This window comes from Halopseudomonas pelagia CL-AP6, assembly GCF_000410875.1.
GTDB lineage: Bacteria > Pseudomonadota > Gammaproteobacteria > Pseudomonadales > Pseudomonadaceae > Halopseudomonas > Halopseudomonas pelagia.
This window is the reverse complement of the sequence record NZ_AROI01000035.1, coordinates 37,048-51,889: the sequence shown is the minus strand read 5'-3', so window position 1 is coordinate 51,889 and position 14,842 is coordinate 37,048. Positions and strand designations below refer to the sequence as shown.

The following is a 14,842-nucleotide window of genomic DNA, read 5'->3' as shown; positions in this document are numbered from 1 at the left end:
CGGGCATTATGTCCTAATAGAACTGTTGTGCCACCGCGCGGTCTTAAATTGAGGCTGCGCGCCATTCAGCCGTAGCTGGGTAACTTAGGTGGTCAATATCAAATTGGAGTTGATTATGAGTCTTACAATTAAATCGTTGCTGCTCAGTATGGCTGTTCTGTTCATTGCGGGCTGTAACACAATGGAAGGTGCCGGTCGGGATATCCAGGACGCGGGCGAAGCGGTTGAGCGCGGAGCGCAGAACTAAGCATTTGCAATGCCCGACTACTCGGCCACAGTTGGCGGCCTGGGTGGTCGGGGGTGTTGATTATTCGCCGTTCCCCATCGGTTTTTCCTCCCGCCTGCTCAACTTCGGTCAGTCAGGATCTCGCGCATGATCCGCTTCTGCTGGGTTACCTCTGGACCTAATCCCTGACCCTTCGTGCAGATTACACCGACGGGTTAACGTACAATACCGCCTGACTTCACATGCAGGCGCGGCGCAATGGCGATTCAGTGGTACCCCGGACATATGCACAAGGCCCAGAAGGCGATCAGGGAAGTATTGCCCCAGGTCGACCTGCTGATCGAAGTGCTGGACGCGCGCATTCCCTATTCCAGTGAAAACCCGGCGATTGCCGAGCTGCGTGGCGACAAGCCGTGCATCAAGGTGCTGAGCAAGACCGACCTGGCCGACCCGCAAGTCACTGCGGCGTGGCAGGAGTATCTTGAACAGGAGCGTGGGGTAAAGACCTTTGCGACCACTACAGAGCAGCCGGGGCGTATCAAGTTGCTGGTCGATCTGTGCCGCAAGATGCTGCCGGAGAAGGAAGCCGGGGCGAAGAACATCAATGCGATGATTGTCGGTATTCCTAACGTGGGCAAATCGACCATCATCAATACCTTGGCCGGACGCGTGGTGGCCAAGACCGGCAACGAGCCAGCGGTGACCAAGGATCAGCAACGCATTAATCTGGGTAGTGGTGTGGTGTTGCTGGATACCCCCGGTATTCTCTGGCCGAAGATCGAAAATCCCAACAGCAGCTACCGTCTGGCCGCGACCGGGGCGATCAAGAACACCGCGATGGAGTATGAGGATGTCAGCTTCTTTGTTGCCGAGTATTTGATCAAGGCTTATCCGGAACTGATCCAGGCGCATTTCCAGTTGGAATATCTGCCCAGCACCGAGCTGGAGTTTCTTGAGATGGCGGGCGCGCGCCGTGGTGCCTTGCGTGCCGGTGGCAAGGTCAACCTGCACAAGATCTGTGAAGTGCTGATCAATGAATTACGCTCGGGCAAGCTTGGTTTGATCAGCCTGGAAACCCCGGCCATGGTTGAGCTGGAAAAGCGCGCTATTGCTGAGGCCAAGGTGAAGAAGGAAGCGGAAAGCGCGGAGCGCAAAAAGCGCTTCAAGGAAGGCTCACGCAACTCTGACCGCGCTGATCGCAAGGAACAGAAAAACCAACCGCCTGCCCCCAGCAAGGGCACCGGCAGCCGCAATCACCCGCGCAAGAAAAAATAGCGGGCTAGTGCACCGGGCTTAGCTGACCTGGCGCAGAATTATCTGCCATTGCTCCGCGCTGACCGGCATTACCGACAGCCGGCTACCGCGCTTGACCAGGGCCAGTTCTTCCAGGCCGGGCAGTGTTTTTAATTCATTCAGCGGGATCAACCGGGGCAGCTTGCTGACGAAGCGCAGATCCACCGACTGCCAGCGCGGGTTATCCCGAGTGCTTTTTTCATCGAAATAGGGCGAATCGGGGTGGAACTGGGTTGGGTCGGGGAAGGCTGTTTTGACCACCTTTACTACGCCGGCAATGCCGATATGCTTGCAACTGGAGTGGTAGATAAATACCTCATCGCCTGCGCTCATCGCCTTTATGAAGTTGCGCGCCTGGTAATTGCGCACGCCGTCCCAGGTAATGGCTGTTTCCGGCGCCTGGGCAAAATCGTCAATGCCGCATTCGTCCGGCTCGGTTTTCATCAGCCAATGGGCCATAGGTGGTTTCTCCTGGGGAGGAAAGAGGGGTAACCTGCGAGCATGACATTCTCTTCCGAAAGCCCGTCGTTGCAAAGCCCTGGTCTCGAAAGCCCTGACTTGACGCGCTTTCGCAATCCGGCGGTGCGTCATCTGGCGTGGATGTGCCATACCGCGCAGTTGCTTGGCGGCCCGCAAGTCATGGCAATGCGAGCCTATTGGCCTGACGATTTGCTGGCGCGGCTGACCCGCTGGGACGCCGAGCCCGAGGCCGGCCCAGCAGTGTTGACTGAGGCAGCCAATCCGCGCTTGGGCATGTATTTCGAGAGTCTGTATGCCTGTCTGCTGACGGATGTGCTTGGCTGGGATTTGCTGGTCAGAAACCTGCCGATCCGGCGTGGCGGTATTACTCTGGGGGAGCTGGATTTTGTCGTGCGCAATCCGCACTCCGGGCTGGTCGAGCATCACGAAATCGCAGTGAAGTTTTACCTGGGTTATATCCAGCCCGGCTCAGTCGACAGTGAGCAGAATGTGAGCTGGTACGGCCCCAATGCGCGTGACCGTCTTGATCTGAAAACCCGGCGCCTGCTGGATGAGCAAAGCCAGCGCACGGCGTTGCCGGAGGCCGTAGCAGCGTTACGCCAGCGGGGCATCGAGCAGCCGCAGATTTCGCGTATTTTTATGCCCGGGTATTTGTTTTATCCGCGTAATACGCAAGTGCAGGCGGCCGAATGGGTGCCGGCTGATCACCCGCGGGGCGGCTGGGCCTATCTGAAGGCTGCGCTGCAGCTGGATATGAGCGATTGGGTGCCGCTGCGCAAACCGCATTGGCTTGGGCCCTGGGTGCAGCCGAGCGCACCCAGCGCGGATGAACGGGAGATAGCCTTGGCTGAGATCCGTGATGCCGAGACACCGCGGTTGTTTGCCCAGCTACGTCAGCATCCATTGACGGATGATTGGTGTGAAGTGCAGCGGATCTTTGTTATGCCTGCGCGCTGGCCTGGCGTCTAACATCTGCCTCAGCGGCAGGGGGCGCAGGTAACTACGGTATTGCGACCGGCATCCTTGGCTCGGTATAGCGCCGCGTCGGTCTCGACCTTGAGTTCATCCAGGTCTGTAGTAGGGCCGGGTAGACGCGAGCAGACCCCGACGCTGACGGTGATCACGCGGCCAATGTCGGACAGTTTGTGCGGCATCTGGGCAGCCTCGATGGCTGCGCGGCAGGCTTCGGCTACCTTTATGGCGTTATCGGTATCAGGCAGGACAATCGCGAACTCTTCCCCGCCATAGCGGGCCAGCAAGTCAGTAGGCCGGCGCACCACGGCTTGCAGGATGCGAGCGACCGCACGCAGGCATTCGTCTCCGGCCGGGTGACCATAGTGGTCATTGAAGGCTTTGAAATAGTCGATATCCAGCATGACCAACGCCAGGGGGGTAGACAGCCGTGTGGCGCGGGCCCACTCCTGCTCGAGGAAACGATCAAAATGCCGACGGTTGGCCAGGTTGGTTAGCCCGTCGGTCAAGGACATCTTTTCCAATTTGTCTTTGGCTTCATTTAGTACGCGATTGCGATTCAGGTTAATTAACGCGTAGATCACCAGCAGCGCAATGAATAGCACCCCCGACACCATCACTAACGCTGGTAAGTAGCCGCGCCGGCGGTCGATATAGGTTTGGGAGGGCATGGATTCTATATGCCAGGCCCGTCCCGCTATGTCGGCCAATGGCGTTTGGTAGGTCAGGTTGCTCACCCAGCGCGGGTCCTCGGGATCGGCATTGCTATACAGTACTTTGCGCTCTGAGTCAGTCACATCGAGAACCTTGAATAGCAGGCTGGAGTTGTCGCCCCAACCAATTACCTGGTTTGCCAGTTCGCCGACCCGGAATACCCCGGTAATAAAGCCATAATGCGTCGCTCGGCGCTGCTCCAGGTTGTTGGGCTGGCCTTGATAGAGCGGTGCAAACACGAGAAAGCCCTGCTGGGTGTCTGGCTCTTGCACCAGCCTGATACCGGCCGTGGCGACCAGCCTGCCGGTATCGCGCGCGGACTCAAGGGCGTCCAGCCGGCGCTGTTCGCTGGCCAGATCAAAGCCTAGCGCAGCGCGATTTTTTTCCAGGGGTTCGATAAACTGCACGGGTACATACCAAGGCCGGTCAGATACCGGTACCAAGTGGTCTTCAGGGCCGCGTTCGGTGACCTTCAGGTCCTTGAACAGCCGCTGTTGCACGCTTTCGAAACGCCGCAGGCTATCGCGATCAATCACCGGGGCCCAGGCAAAGGCCATGATTGCTGGTGAGCGAGTCAAGATGCCCTCGCTGAGCGCTTTGAAGCGGTCCGAGTGCATGCCGGGCATGATGTCCATCGCTGCTTTCAGGGCGTGAAGCAGTTCAAGGTTGAGCAGTACCTCACGCTCGAATACCGCTGCGGCTTGCTGTATGTCGCCCTGGAATTCGTTGGCGATCGCCTTGGTTTCCTGATTGTAGACAGTACGGCTGAGTGCCGCGCAGATAGCGATACCCACCAGAGCAAGCAGGATTATGGCCAGAAGTGGATAGCGTTTCACTCTGACCTCCTGGGTAAATAATGTGAAGAAAAAGGGCCAGTACTACTGGCCCCTTGCTATGACGCTATAACCGCTATTCAGTTCCCTTTGATGCCTTTGGCGATGCGCTCACCAATCTCCTGATCGATATTGCGCCAGTACTCCAGTGAGCGCTCCAATACCGGTTCGGTAACGCCATTCTTGAGATGCCCGACGACGTTGGAGATCAGTCTTTCGCGCGCCGCATCGTCCAATACTTCACGGACCATGGTGCCTGCCTGGCCAAAGTCGTCATCGTCCCTGCGCAGGGTGTAGGCGCTGCGCACCATGTCGCCGCTGGTGGTCCAGGTATCCACTGGCGGGTTGAGCGACGGATCGGCTTTTGGGCCGCCTTTGGAGTTGGGTGCATAAACCGGGTCGGTGACGTTATCCATACGCATCGCGCCATCTTTGCTGTAACTGTGCACAGGCGCATGCGGACGGTTGACCGGGATCTGCTTGTAGTTCACCCCGAGCCGCGCACGATGTGCATCTGCGTAGGCGAAAATCCGGCCTAACAGCATCTTGTCTGGGCTAACACCGATACCCGGCACCAGGCTGTTGGGCTCGAAGGCGGCCTGTTCGATCTCGGTGTGGTAATCCGTGGGGTTGCGCGTCAGCGTCAATCTGCCAACCGGGATTAGCGGGTAGTCGCCATGCGGCCAGACCTTGGTCAGGTCGAAGGGATTGAAGCGATAGGTTTCGGCATCCTTGAACGGCATGATCTGCATCTGTAGCGTCCAGCTGGGAAGGTCGCCATTCTTCAGCGCTTCATACAGGTCGCGGGTGTGGTAATCGGCATCCTGACCAGCCAGTGTGTCGGCTTCTTCCTGGGTCAGAAAGTCGATGCCCTGGTCGGTTTTGAAGTGGTATTTGACCCAGAACTTTTCGCCCTGGGCGTTCACCCACATAAAGGTGTGGCTGCTGTAGCCATTCATATGCCGCCAGGTCTTCGGAATGCCGCGGTCACCCATCAGCCAGGTCACCTGGTGCGCTGACTCAGGCGACAAGGACCAGAAATCCCACTGCATGTCGTGGTCGCGCAGGTTGGTATCGGCGCGGCGTTTCTGTGAGCGAATAAAGTGCTGAAACTTCATCGGGTCGCGGACGAAGAAGACCGGGGTGTTGTTGCCGACCAGGTCGTAATTGCCCTGGCTGGTGTAAAACTTGATCGAGAAACCGCGCGGGTCGCGCCAGGTATCCGGGCTACCGCGCTCACCGGCTACGGTGGAAAAGCGCACCAAGACATCGGTCCTGGTGCCGGGCTGGAACACTGCTGCTTTGGTATAGGCGCTGACGTCGTGGGTCACTTCAAAGTGGCCAAAACCACCACCGCCCTTGGCATGCGGTTGCCGCTCGGGAATACGCTCACGGTTGAATTGCGCCATTTGCTCGATCAGATAATGATCATGCAGCAGAATCGGGCCGTCTGGGCCAATGGTCAGGGAGTGCTCGTCACTGGAAACCGGTATTCCGGCATCGTTGGTGGTAGGTTTTTGCTTGTTGTCCGCCATCATCAGGGCTCCTTGTCGTTAGGTGAATCCGCGATGCTGGCTCTTCTCGGTTGCAGGCGCATCACGTGTTCGCAGGGGCTCGGCTAGCGATTGGAGTCACTGCCGCTTAGCCGCTTAGCCGCTTTATATTGGAGTCATCCTGTGGCTATAGTTCATTCGGATTTTGCTGGGTTCATCGTACCTGCGGCATACCGGCTGCTAAGCACCAGGGGAATTGGCGTTGAGGATTTTGTTGAGAGTGCTGTCGAGAGCGCTGTCGAGAGCGCCGTTGGTCGGAGAGTGGCAGCCTGCATGAACTTCGTGGGTGGCCTGGCCTCCAAATTTTACAAAGCAATTGTGTACTATTGTTTTTAGTTGTATAGCTTTCAATCCACCCGGCAAGGGTCTTACGCCGGAGAGGTATAGCCTGGATGCTGACAATGTCCAATCCACTCGAAGGACTGCGTTATGCAAAAACAGCTCTCATCGCTACCGCGTGCGGCCAAATCTGCAACGCGTCACGTGCTCGTTCCACCGCCTATCCCCGGCGTTATTGAAGTTGTAGAGCTGCCTGACCGGCAGCAGCGTCATCTTGACGCGCTGCGTGTGCATATTAACGAGCTCTTGGCAGACCAATGGCTGATCGCCAGCCGCAACCCGTTGACACTGCGGCGCGGCCAGCAGGTCTGCTATGTGCTGCACGGGATGCTGGTGTCTGAAGGCTTGGTTTGATTAGGCGGCTTATCGGCTTATTCAGGAGCCGATGCGGCAATTTCACGTAGCGCTTCCACCAAGGTGCCTGGTTCCTGCGCGCCTGCAATCATGTATTGTTGATTGATTATAAAGGCGGGTACCGCAGAGACACCGGCCTGCTGATAGGTCGTCTCCTCATCGCGTACTGCCTGGGCGAAGTCAGTGGAGTTGAGTATTTCAATAGCCTGCGCTGCACTCAGTCCAATTGACTCGGCGCAGCCAGCAAGAATCTTGGAATCGGCGATGTCCGCTGCCTTGCCGAAGTAGGCATCGAACAGCGCCATTTTCATCTCGGTCTGTTTACCCTGCTCACCAGCCCATTTGACCAAACGGTGGGCATCGAAGGTGTTGCGGGTATAGCGTTCCTGCATCCGGGTAAAGTCCAGACCCAGCTCCTGAGCGATGCTCATCATGTTGCTCTGCGTGGCTTCCATCTCGGCAACGCTGCGGCCATATTTACGGCTGAGCGCGTCCAGAATAGGCATCGGCTCGGCATCCTGGTCGGGGTTTAGCTCGAATGCACGCCATTGCACGTTGAAGCCCAGCTCGCCGGCCAGTTCGCGCATGGCCAGCTTCAGCCGGGCATAGCCAATCGCACACCAGGGGCAGGCGATGTCGGAAACGATGTCGATGTGCAGGGTTTTCATGCTGAACTCTCACTGTGGGTCTCAAGTCTATTGTTCAGCTTACACAGAAATGGAGGCGATTTGTTTCAGATTCTGGGCGTTCTTATGGGCGTAATGGCCAGCATGGCCGGGCAATGAGCCTTTCTATTGCGGTGATCGGCAGTGGTATGGCCGGGCTTGCTGCGGCTCATGGTTGCCGCCGTAACGGCCATCAGGTGACGGTATTCGAGGCGCAAGACGGCCGTGGTATGGATGCCCATGCGCTGGCGGTAGAAGGCGGTCTGGTGGATGTGCCGCTGCGGGTAATGAGCCGCGATTCCTGGCCCAGCGTCTTGGCCCTGGCCAATGCGGTAGGGGTGGGTACCTATGAGGTTAACACCTACAGCTCCTGCAGCTGGCGCGATCAAAGCACCTGGTTTCGCAGCGGCCAGCTACCAGGGGTTGATTGGCCCTTTATCGGGTCCTGGCGTTACTTGAATGGGCGCGCGGTACGCATCGCGCTGGGTCTGCGCAAGTTGGCCCGGCTGACGCGCGCGCTGGAGGCGCAGCAGTCCCGGCAGACGCTCGCCGAAGTATTGGCGGAGCACCCCATGGATCCGCTGTTCTGGCGCGGGCTGGTGTTGCCGATTCTGACCACCATCTGCACCTGCGATGAGCAACACCTGATGGCTTGGCCTGCGGTACAGCTCCTTAACCAATTGCATGACATCGTGCACGGCTCGACGCTGTTACGTTTGCAGGGCGGCACCTCGGTGCTGGCGCAACGTCTGGCGCAGAATCTGACCTTTTACTCGGGTAGTCCGGTGCTGCAGATGCTGACTGAAGGGCAGGACCTGCGCGTGCGTAATAAACGCGGTGACGGCGGTTTGTTTGACCGGGTGATTATCGCCACCCAGGCCAATCACCTGGGTTTTCTCGATGGGCAGGCGTTCGCTGAGGAGCGCCGTGTGCTTGGCGGTATCCGCTTTGATGCGGGTGAGCTGTGGGTGCATCAGGATCTGCGTTTTCTGCCCGCCAGGTCTGCGGACTGGACTGCGTTGAATTTTCAGATGGATCGGCAGATGCACAAGGCGATGTTCACTGTGTTGGTTAATCAGCTCGAGCCCAGTTTGGCTGACCGGGCACCGGTGATGCAGACCTGGAATCCGCTATTTGAACCTGACTCCTGTAGGGTGCTGGCACGAATCCCCTTCGAGAGAGCAGTAGTGCACCAAGGCACGGCGAAGGTACATGAGCATTTGCGCCAATGGCATGCCACGCCCGGCCGTAAAGTGTTTTTCTGCGGCTCTTGGGCCCATGAGGGTGTGCCTCTGCTGGAATCGGCCGTGCGTTCGGCCGATACGGTGGTGGCGGCTATTGGTTAAATTCAATGATCTGGTTTCTGGCTCTAGTTAATACGTGAGGTGCTATGACGCGTGTCCACAGTTTTATTCCGCTTGCGCGTTCTGACGCCACTTGTTTGGTGCTGGGCTCGATGCCAGGCCAGGCCTCTCTAGCAGCGCAACAATACTATGCGCATCCGCGTAATTATTTCTGGCCGTTCATGGAGTTGATATTCGAAATTCCACCGGGTTTAGCGTATGAGCAACGCTGTGAACAGCTGCTGGATCGGCGAGTGGCGGTCTGGGATGTGTTAAGCGCCTGTACCCGCTCGGGTAGCCTTGACTCGGATATTATCGAAGCGTCCATTATCCCCAACGATCTGAGAGGGTTCCTTGAGCTGCACGGGCAAGTCAGGCGGCTGTTTTTCAATGGTGCCAAGGCCGAATCGAGCTTCCGACGCCACGTGTTGCCGGGGTTGCCAGACGCACTGCGCGGCCGTATACATCTGCAACGCTTGCCTTCTACCAGCCCGGCCAATGCCTCGGTGCCGATGGCGGTAAAGCTGAGTGCCTGGCAGCAGTTGCTTGATGGGTGACGCGCCAGGGAGGAGCGAACCGATTGATTGGCGGTAGACAGCGCGGGTGTCTTTCCGGGCAGGGTGGCGGGCAGTTGCGCCATCCAGCCTGCCGACGCTGGCGGCTGAGCCTGACTCTGTGCATGCTGTGGGCTTGTTTATGCCCTCGTTATGCCCCAGGAGCCGCGCATGTCCGTCAGACCCAGTGTTGCCGAGTTGAATGCCTTTTTTAAGCGTGAATTCCCTCAGGCCAAAGTCTGCGTGGACGAACTGGGCGCCTGTTCGGCGAAAGTGCGGCATCAGGTCGGCGAGGGGGAGCTGCGGCCGGGTGGTACGGTGTCTGGTCCGGTGATGATGACCACTGCGGATGTAGCCCTGTATGCGGCCATTCTTGGTGAACTCGGGTTGGTCGCACTGGCGGTGACAACCAATCTGAATATCAATTTTCTGCGTAAGCCGGTGTCCGGTCGCGACATTATTGGCGTATGTACGCTACTCAAGGTCGGCAAGACATTGGCGATTGGTGAAGTCGCCTTGTATTCCGAGGGCACTGAAGAACCGGTCGCGCATGCGGTAGGGACCTATGCGATCCCACCGCAGCGACTGCGTTAAGCGGTTTTGGTCTACCTTCAGCCGACTACGACTTCGCTGATTTGGAATAGTGGAGTCAGGTCTGTGTAATTGGCCACATCGGCGGTGATGACTGCAGCATGCGGAGCAAAGCTGCTCTGAAAGGCTTCTACTGACGCGCAAAAGATATGGCACATGGCGATGTAGGTCGCTTCGCTGCCGGGGGTGGCGCCAGCCAATCCCTTGTCTACCGTGTAATGATCGCAGGCGTCGCCCATCAATTTCTTGACTAGCGGCATATGCGTGTCGCGGTAGTAATCGTGGTCGAAACGTGCGCCGGGGGTGTTCGGGTACATGACACTGACTTTGATCATGGGTGCATCCTTATGGTTGTCTAGCCAGCCTAGAACAGCCGGCGCATGGCGGCAAGGTTGGTGATGTCAGCGCAGCTGCTGGATAAGCAGGCCCAGGCCATGGTGCGCTTGATGCCTGAGGGTGAGGTCGGATTACCCAAGGTGGCGGATCAACTGCACCTGTTGGTGCGGACCTTGCCGCGCCGCCTGGAAGCCAGGCAATCAAGTTGGCGAGAACTGCTGGACCGTACGCGCGAGCAACTAGCTGGGCATTATCTTTTGGACCCGACTTTGACCCTGGGCGACATAGCTCTGCTGCCCGGATTTTCCGAGCAGAGTGCCTTTAATCGCGCCTATCGCCGCTGGACCGGCACAACACCAGTGCGGGCGCGGTGCGACCAGCGATTGCGACTTTAAATAAAAAGCCGTCTGCCCAGTGCTGTGCTCACACCAGATGCACCACTTCACGTGGGTCAAAGTCTTTCCAGCTGCCGTCTTCGAGAAGCCCTTCAGCCTGCTCTATATCCATTGCGGCATGGGTTTTCAAGGTGCGCAGCGCCAGCGCCTGGGCGTCATTCGGAGCATCGGCGCCATCCACCCGCACGGCGACATGAATGCCCGCGTGGCGTTCGGTTAATTTGCGTGCGCTCTCGCCGTCGTCGACAGCTTCATCTACCTCTGATTCCTTGTTAGTACTGTTTACTGCACCCGCCAGAGAACCAGTATATGCCCCTACGCCGGCTGCGGCTGCGATTCCAGCGGGCCCTGCGACGGTTGCCGCTGCTGCACCCACGGCCAAACCTGCCGCCGCGCCAAGCCCGCCGCCCGTGGCTGCGCCCTTATCCGCATCGCGCGCGCCGGGCGAGTCATCGTCATCGCCGCCAATCGGGTAGAGGTCATGTTGGCCGTCGGGATTGACGTAAAATAACGTCATCGCCGCTGTAGGGAAGCCCGCTTGCTGCAGGGCACGTAATACTTCTTCTCCTTGGTCTTGCAATTCAAATCGTCCGGCAATAATGGTATTCATACTGTCCTCCTGGATAAGCGCATTAGGACATCACCATAGTGGCGTAAATGGTATGCCTCACCAGAATGCGGACTCGCACGAGAGCAAAAGGTCGCAATTAAAACGTAACAAGGGATTTAATCAGGCGGTCTGCCAGTACAGGTGTAATCTGCAGGCCTGATTTGCGGTAAAGTCCGGTCTGAACGCTTAGCCCGAACCATTATGCTAGCCAGCACCATTAATCTGATCGATCAAATTGACGCTCTGGAGCACGCACTACATGTCTTACATTGAAGACTCGCTGTCTGATGGTGAAAGGGTTGATGCCCTTTTTCAACTGCACTGGTTTGCCAAGGTGCCGATGATTATCTGGATTATTCTGGCTATTCCAACCGTGGGTATCACCCTGTTGTTGGCGTTGTATGAATACCTCAAGCTGCGTTCGATCGAGCAGGGCGTGACCAATAAGCGGGTGATTCTGAAAACCGGCTTTATCAGTCGGCATACCGAAGAAATGAAGCTTAACTCCATCGAGACGGTGGAAATTCGCCAGGGCGTCATGGGCCGAATGTTCGGTTTCGGCACCATTGAGGTCACCGGCCGAGGCATCAGCGATGTGGTGTTCAAGGGTGTTGATGATCCTATGGGGGTCAAGCGGCGGATCGAAAGCGTAAGCAATCCGATAGCCTGAACTGCGTCTGCATCAGGCCGCTGACCTGCCCGCCAGGGGTTACCCGATGGAATCGATTTCCGTTTGACTCAGGGGCCTGAAATCCCCCGCTTGCAATCTGTCATCCAGCACAATGTCGCCCATGCTTTCTCGATGCAGCGTGAGTACGCGGTTGCCCAGGGCGTGGAACATCCGTTTGACCTGATGGTAGCGGCCTTCAAAAATGGTAAGCCGCGCCTCATGGGTGCCCAGGCGTTCCAGCTGGGCAGGGGAGGTGGTCAAATCCTCAAAGGCGAAATAGATCCCCTGGGCAAAGCGCTCGGGCGTTTCGGCCGAAATAGGCTCTGCCGTGGTGACCCGGTAGACCTTGGGGATTTTGATTTGTGGGGCGGTCAGGCGGCGTGACCAGAGGCCGTCATTGGTCAGGATCAACAGGCCCGAGCTACCTCGGTCCAGACGTCCTCCAATATGCAATGCTGCGCGCAGTGGCTCGGGCAGCAAGGCCATGACCGTGATGTGCTGCGGATCGCTGGTGGCGCTGAGGTAGCCAGCCGGTTTGTGTAGCATCAGATAATGGGAGGCTACAGCCGGCTTGAGTGGCACTCCGTCCACGCTGACCATCATGAAACGATCTACTTCCATGCGCGCGTCGCGCACTAGCAGTGCGTTCACCTGGACCCGCCCTTCGGCGATCAGCAGGCGTGCGCTGCGTTGGCTGTACTGGCTGTGGTTGCCGATCAGGCGGTCTAGTCTCATAGGCCGAATTATAACGGCATACTCGTTAACAGATTACGGCTTCTGCTTCGTGTCAGAGTGCATTATTATCGTTCTGGTTATTTGTAAGGACGCAATGATGTCACACTCATGGAAGGTCAGCCGCCAGTGTCTGCTGGTGGTCGTAGTTTGTGTTGCCCTAGGCGCCTGCGCCCTGAGCGGGTCCCCGCATCGCAGCAGTAACCTGTTGTCGTACCTGTACCCCAATCAGCAGCAGCCTGTGGCGAAAATCGCGGCAGACGGCATGGTTTTGCCTGTGCGCGTACCTGTGCGTGTAGGAGTGGCCTACGTGCCTGAGCAGGGTTTGAGCCATCAGGCGCTGACCGAGGCTGACAAACGCGGCTTCAAGACGGAAATCGCGGCGTACTTCGAGCAGCAGCCGTTCGTCAGCGAGGTGACACTGGTGCCGTCGGCTTATCTGACCCCTGGCGGCAGTTTCGGTAATCTTGATCAGTTAAGCAGGATGTATGACATCGACATGATGGTGTTGCTGTCCTACGACCGGACGCAGTTTGCCGAGGCTAGACCGGGTGTGATCAGTTACTGGACGCTGGGCGGCGCGCAGTTGATCAACGGTGAGAAGAACGATACACATACTCTGTTGGATGCGGCGGTGTATGACATTAGTACACGGCAGCTGTTATTCCGGGCGCCGGGGTCCAGCCTGATTCGCTACCAACGAGGAGCGCTGAGCCTGGCCGAGCAGTTACGACAGGACAGTCTCGCGGGTTTTGAGCAGGCTAGCGCCGAGCTGCTGACCCATCTTCGTCAGCAGTTGGCAATGTTTGCTGACGGGCCGCAGTCCTCGGCTGGCGAGCCTGCCACTATGGGTACCACTCCCCTTATCTTCCTGGATACGCTCCCCACGCAATAGGCTATCCTTCGAGCTCTATAACAATAATGGCGTCGTGTTAGCGGTGATAAAATTCCTGAGTGAAGTCTGGTCAATAGGGGCCGAGAGCGGGACCAATGCATTGCGCAGGCAGATTGCGCTGAGCAATCAGGTGGGCATTCTGGGCGCGATGGCGACCTTGCCTTACCAGGTTTTTTATCTGCTCTACGATATTGGCGTTTATTGGGCGGTGTTCAGCCTTAACTTGGTTTTTGTTGTCTTCTATCTGTCTGTGGTGCTCTGCAATCTGGTGGGTCGCCATTCTTGGGCGCGGGATCTCGCGCTATTGACCGCCTGTACGCAGATTTTTGTCGTCACTTTGCTGATCGGCTCAGCGGCAGGCGTGCAGTTGTTTTATTTTTCTATCGGGGCTGTGCTGGCGCTGGTCTATAGCCGTTTGAATGCCTGGCGGTTCTGGCTGCAATCGGCTGGCATTGGTAGTCTGTTTATCATCAGCCACTTTCTGTTTACACCCACCAGGGCTTTGACTCCAGTACCTTCCCCCTATGTTGAGATCATGTTCGGCGGCAGCGTGTTGGGTGTGCTGACGCTCTCAGCAGTGGTGGCCTATCTATATCGTGGCGCGATTGACCAGGCCGAGTCCGAGCTGACTTTGAACAATCGCAAACTGATCACGCTTAGTGCTACCGACAAGCTGACTGGGCTAGCCAACCGGCGCAAATTGGATGAGACGCTCACCCTTGAATGGGATCGCATGCGGCGTAACGGGCAGCCGTTGTCATTTATTATGTGTGATGTTGATTACTTCAAAATTTATAACGATCACCTTGGCCATCAGGCCGGTGATATCTGTTTGCAGGAAGTTGCCAGCGCCTTGCAGGGGGCCTTGGCACGGCCCGGCGATCTGGTTGCGCGTTATGGGGGCGAGGAGTTTGCTGTGGTATTGCCGAACACCGGTGCGCAAGGTGCTCATCAGGTTGCGGAGACCCTACGTCAAACGGTCGGCGCGCTGCGCATACCGCATGTGCCTGAGCAGGGTGTTGCGTTTCTCAGTATTAGCCTGGGGGTGAGTAGTGCGGACCAGTCTATGCTCGGCGCAACCCCGGACAAGCTACTGAGAAAGGCTGACGAGGCGCTATACATAGCCAAGGCGACGGGCCGGAATCAGGTGGTGTTCCTGCCATTACGGGCGGAGTCCGCCAACGCCGAAGGTTGATCCCGCGTCGCTGCGCGATGGGTATCAGCCTGCTCAACAGCGGCTTTAGGCTGTGCTTTTGCACCTCGTTGTCGGCGTTAGCGTTATGCCGT

The 14,842-nt window shown here is 57.6% G+C and carries 18 protein-coding genes; 11 read left to right on the top strand and 7 right to left on the bottom strand.

From position 1 onward, the window contains the following. Nucleotides 1-115: 115 nt before the first annotated feature. Nucleotides 116-247 carry an entericidin A/B family lipoprotein gene (locus K787_RS24885; RefSeq protein ID WP_084672216.1) on the top strand — a complete coding sequence of 44 codons (132 nt, stop codon included), beginning with the start codon at nt 116-118 and terminating at the stop codon, nt 245-247. A gap of 237 nt (nt 248-484) precedes the next feature. Then, complete coding sequence (ylqF, locus tag K787_RS23885; RefSeq protein ID WP_022964541.1) at nt 485-1,501, top strand: ribosome biogenesis GTPase YlqF; 1,017 nt, start codon at nt 485-487, stop codon at nt 1,499-1,501. An 18-nt stretch (nt 1,502-1,519) separates the two neighbouring features. Here the strand turns inward: ylqF and K787_RS0119740 are convergent, their stop codons facing one another. Continuing rightward, nucleotides 1,520-1,978 (bottom strand): EVE domain-containing protein, encoded by a 459-nt coding sequence (locus tag K787_RS0119740; RefSeq protein ID WP_022964540.1) that lies wholly within the window; start codon nt 1,976-1,978, stop codon nt 1,520-1,522. Nucleotides 1,979-2,020: 42 nt separating this feature from the next. Here K787_RS0119740 and K787_RS0119735 point away from each other — a divergent pair, with 42 nt between their 5' ends. Then, complete coding sequence (locus K787_RS0119735; protein WP_022964539.1) at nt 2,021-2,968, top strand: DUF1853 family protein; 948 nt, start codon at nt 2,021-2,023, stop codon at nt 2,966-2,968. Between the two features lie 8 nt (nt 2,969-2,976). On the opposite strand, the gene K787_RS0119730 is transcribed toward K787_RS0119735, so the two are convergent. Next, on the bottom strand, nt 2,977-4,521 hold the full coding sequence (locus K787_RS0119730) for a CHASE domain-containing protein (RefSeq protein ID WP_022964538.1): 1,545 nt from the start codon (nt 4,519-4,521) through the stop codon (nt 2,977-2,979). Between the two features lie 77 nt (nt 4,522-4,598). Then, entirely contained in the window at nt 4,599-6,053 is a 1,455-nt protein-coding gene (locus tag K787_RS0119725; RefSeq protein WP_028615135.1) for a catalase, read from the bottom strand. Nucleotides 6,054-6,500: 447 nt separating this feature from the next. On the opposite strand from K787_RS0119725, the gene K787_RS25330 reads away from it, so the two are divergent. Next, a complete protein-coding gene (locus K787_RS25330) occupies nt 6,501-6,764 on the top strand; it encodes a hypothetical protein (protein ID WP_022964535.1) in 264 nt (87 codons plus the stop codon). A 17-nt stretch (nt 6,765-6,781) separates the two neighbouring features. Here the strand turns inward: K787_RS25330 and K787_RS0119710 are convergent, their stop codons facing one another. After that, entirely contained in the window at nt 6,782-7,432 is a 651-nt protein-coding gene (locus tag K787_RS0119710) for a DsbA family oxidoreductase (RefSeq protein WP_022964534.1), read from the bottom strand. Nucleotides 7,433-7,545: 113 nt separating this feature from the next. Here K787_RS0119710 and K787_RS23875 point away from each other — a divergent pair, with 113 nt between their 5' ends. The 3 genes from K787_RS23875 (at nt 7,546) to K787_RS0119695 (ending at nt 9,920) form a co-directional block, all read left to right on the top strand. Then, on the top strand, nt 7,546-8,775 hold the full coding sequence (locus tag K787_RS23875; protein ID WP_022964533.1) for an FAD-dependent oxidoreductase: 1,230 nt from the start codon (nt 7,546-7,548) through the stop codon (nt 8,773-8,775). A 44-nt stretch (nt 8,776-8,819) separates the two neighbouring features. Beyond that, a complete protein-coding gene (locus K787_RS0119700) occupies nt 8,820-9,329 on the top strand; it encodes a DNA-deoxyinosine glycosylase (RefSeq protein WP_022964532.1) in 510 nt (169 codons plus the stop codon). A 168-nt stretch (nt 9,330-9,497) separates the two neighbouring features. Continuing rightward, on the top strand, nt 9,498-9,920 hold the full coding sequence (locus K787_RS0119695) for a PaaI family thioesterase (RefSeq protein ID WP_022964531.1): 423 nt from the start codon (nt 9,498-9,500) through the stop codon (nt 9,918-9,920). Between the two features lie 17 nt (nt 9,921-9,937). On the opposite strand, the gene K787_RS0119690 is transcribed toward K787_RS0119695, so the two are convergent. Continuing rightward, entirely contained in the window at nt 9,938-10,252 is a 315-nt protein-coding gene (locus K787_RS0119690; RefSeq protein ID WP_022964530.1) for an EthD family reductase, read from the bottom strand. 63 nt (nt 10,253-10,315) lie between these two features. Between K787_RS0119690 and K787_RS23870 the strand changes: the two genes are divergently transcribed. Then, nucleotides 10,316-10,648, top strand: coding sequence for a helix-turn-helix domain-containing protein (locus tag K787_RS23870; protein ID WP_022964529.1), 333 nt, complete (start codon nt 10,316-10,318; stop codon nt 10,646-10,648). Between the two features lie 28 nt (nt 10,649-10,676). On the opposite strand, the gene K787_RS0119680 is transcribed toward K787_RS23870, so the two are convergent. Further along, nucleotides 10,677-11,258 (bottom strand): hypothetical protein, encoded by a 582-nt coding sequence (locus K787_RS0119680; protein ID WP_022964528.1) that lies wholly within the window; start codon nt 11,256-11,258, stop codon nt 10,677-10,679. A 259-nt stretch (nt 11,259-11,517) separates the two neighbouring features. Between K787_RS0119680 and K787_RS23865 the strand changes: the two genes are divergently transcribed. Beyond that, complete coding sequence (locus tag K787_RS23865) at nt 11,518-11,928, top strand: PH domain-containing protein (RefSeq protein ID WP_022964527.1); 411 nt, start codon at nt 11,518-11,520, stop codon at nt 11,926-11,928. A gap of 39 nt (nt 11,929-11,967) precedes the next feature. On the opposite strand, the gene K787_RS0119670 is transcribed toward K787_RS23865, so the two are convergent. Further along, nucleotides 11,968-12,663 carry a pseudouridine synthase gene (locus K787_RS0119670; protein WP_022964526.1) on the bottom strand — a complete coding sequence of 232 codons (696 nt, stop codon included), beginning with the start codon at nt 12,661-12,663 and terminating at the stop codon, nt 11,968-11,970. Nucleotides 12,664-12,760: 97 nt separating this feature from the next. Here K787_RS0119670 and rhlP point away from each other — a divergent pair, with 97 nt between their 5' ends. Next, on the top strand, nt 12,761-13,555 hold the full coding sequence (gene rhlP, locus K787_RS23860; RefSeq protein ID WP_022964525.1) for a rhombotarget lipoprotein: 795 nt from the start codon (nt 12,761-12,763) through the stop codon (nt 13,553-13,555). A 100-nt stretch (nt 13,556-13,655) separates the two neighbouring features. Beyond that, complete coding sequence (locus K787_RS24435; protein ID WP_022964524.1) at nt 13,656-14,750, top strand: GGDEF domain-containing protein; 1,095 nt, start codon at nt 13,656-13,658, stop codon at nt 14,748-14,750. Nucleotides 14,751-14,842: the final 92 nt, after the last annotated feature.

Bases quoted from the DNA above. Each gene is read 5' to 3' on its own strand.
- K787_RS24885 (WP_084672216.1), top strand. From the start codon at position 116: ATGAGTCTTACAATTAAATCGTTGCTGCTCAGTATGGCTGTTCTGTTC.
- ylqF (WP_022964541.1), top strand. From the start codon at position 485: ATGGCGATTCAGTGGTACCCCGGACATATGCACAAGGCCCAGAAGGCG.
- K787_RS0119740 (WP_022964540.1), bottom strand. From the start codon at position 1,978: ATGGCCCATTGGCTGATGAAAACCGAGCCGGACGAATGCGGCATTGAC.
- K787_RS0119735 (WP_022964539.1), top strand. From the start codon at position 2,021: ATGACATTCTCTTCCGAAAGCCCGTCGTTGCAAAGCCCTGGTCTCGAA.
- K787_RS0119725 (WP_028615135.1), bottom strand. From the start codon at position 6,053: ATGGCGGACAACAAGCAAAAACCTACCACCAACGATGCCGGAATACCG.
- K787_RS25330 (WP_022964535.1), top strand. From the start codon at position 6,501: ATGCAAAAACAGCTCTCATCGCTACCGCGTGCGGCCAAATCTGCAACG.
- K787_RS0119710 (WP_022964534.1), bottom strand. From the start codon at position 7,432: ATGAAAACCCTGCACATCGACATCGTTTCCGACATCGCCTGCCCCTGG.
- K787_RS23875 (WP_022964533.1), top strand. From the start codon at position 7,546: ATGAGCCTTTCTATTGCGGTGATCGGCAGTGGTATGGCCGGGCTTGCT.
- K787_RS0119700 (WP_022964532.1), top strand. From the start codon at position 8,820: ATGACGCGTGTCCACAGTTTTATTCCGCTTGCGCGTTCTGACGCCACT.
- K787_RS0119695 (WP_022964531.1), top strand. From the start codon at position 9,498: ATGTCCGTCAGACCCAGTGTTGCCGAGTTGAATGCCTTTTTTAAGCGT.
- K787_RS0119690 (WP_022964530.1), bottom strand. From the start codon at position 10,252: ATGATCAAAGTCAGTGTCATGTACCCGAACACCCCCGGCGCACGTTTC.
- K787_RS23870 (WP_022964529.1), top strand. From the start codon at position 10,316: ATGTCAGCGCAGCTGCTGGATAAGCAGGCCCAGGCCATGGTGCGCTTG.
- K787_RS0119680 (WP_022964528.1), bottom strand. From the start codon at position 11,258: ATGAATACCATTATTGCCGGACGATTTGAATTGCAAGACCAAGGAGAA.
- K787_RS23865 (WP_022964527.1), top strand. From the start codon at position 11,518: ATGTCTTACATTGAAGACTCGCTGTCTGATGGTGAAAGGGTTGATGCC.
- K787_RS0119670 (WP_022964526.1), bottom strand. From the start codon at position 12,663: ATGAGACTAGACCGCCTGATCGGCAACCACAGCCAGTACAGCCAACGC.
- rhlP (WP_022964525.1), top strand. From the start codon at position 12,761: ATGTCACACTCATGGAAGGTCAGCCGCCAGTGTCTGCTGGTGGTCGTA.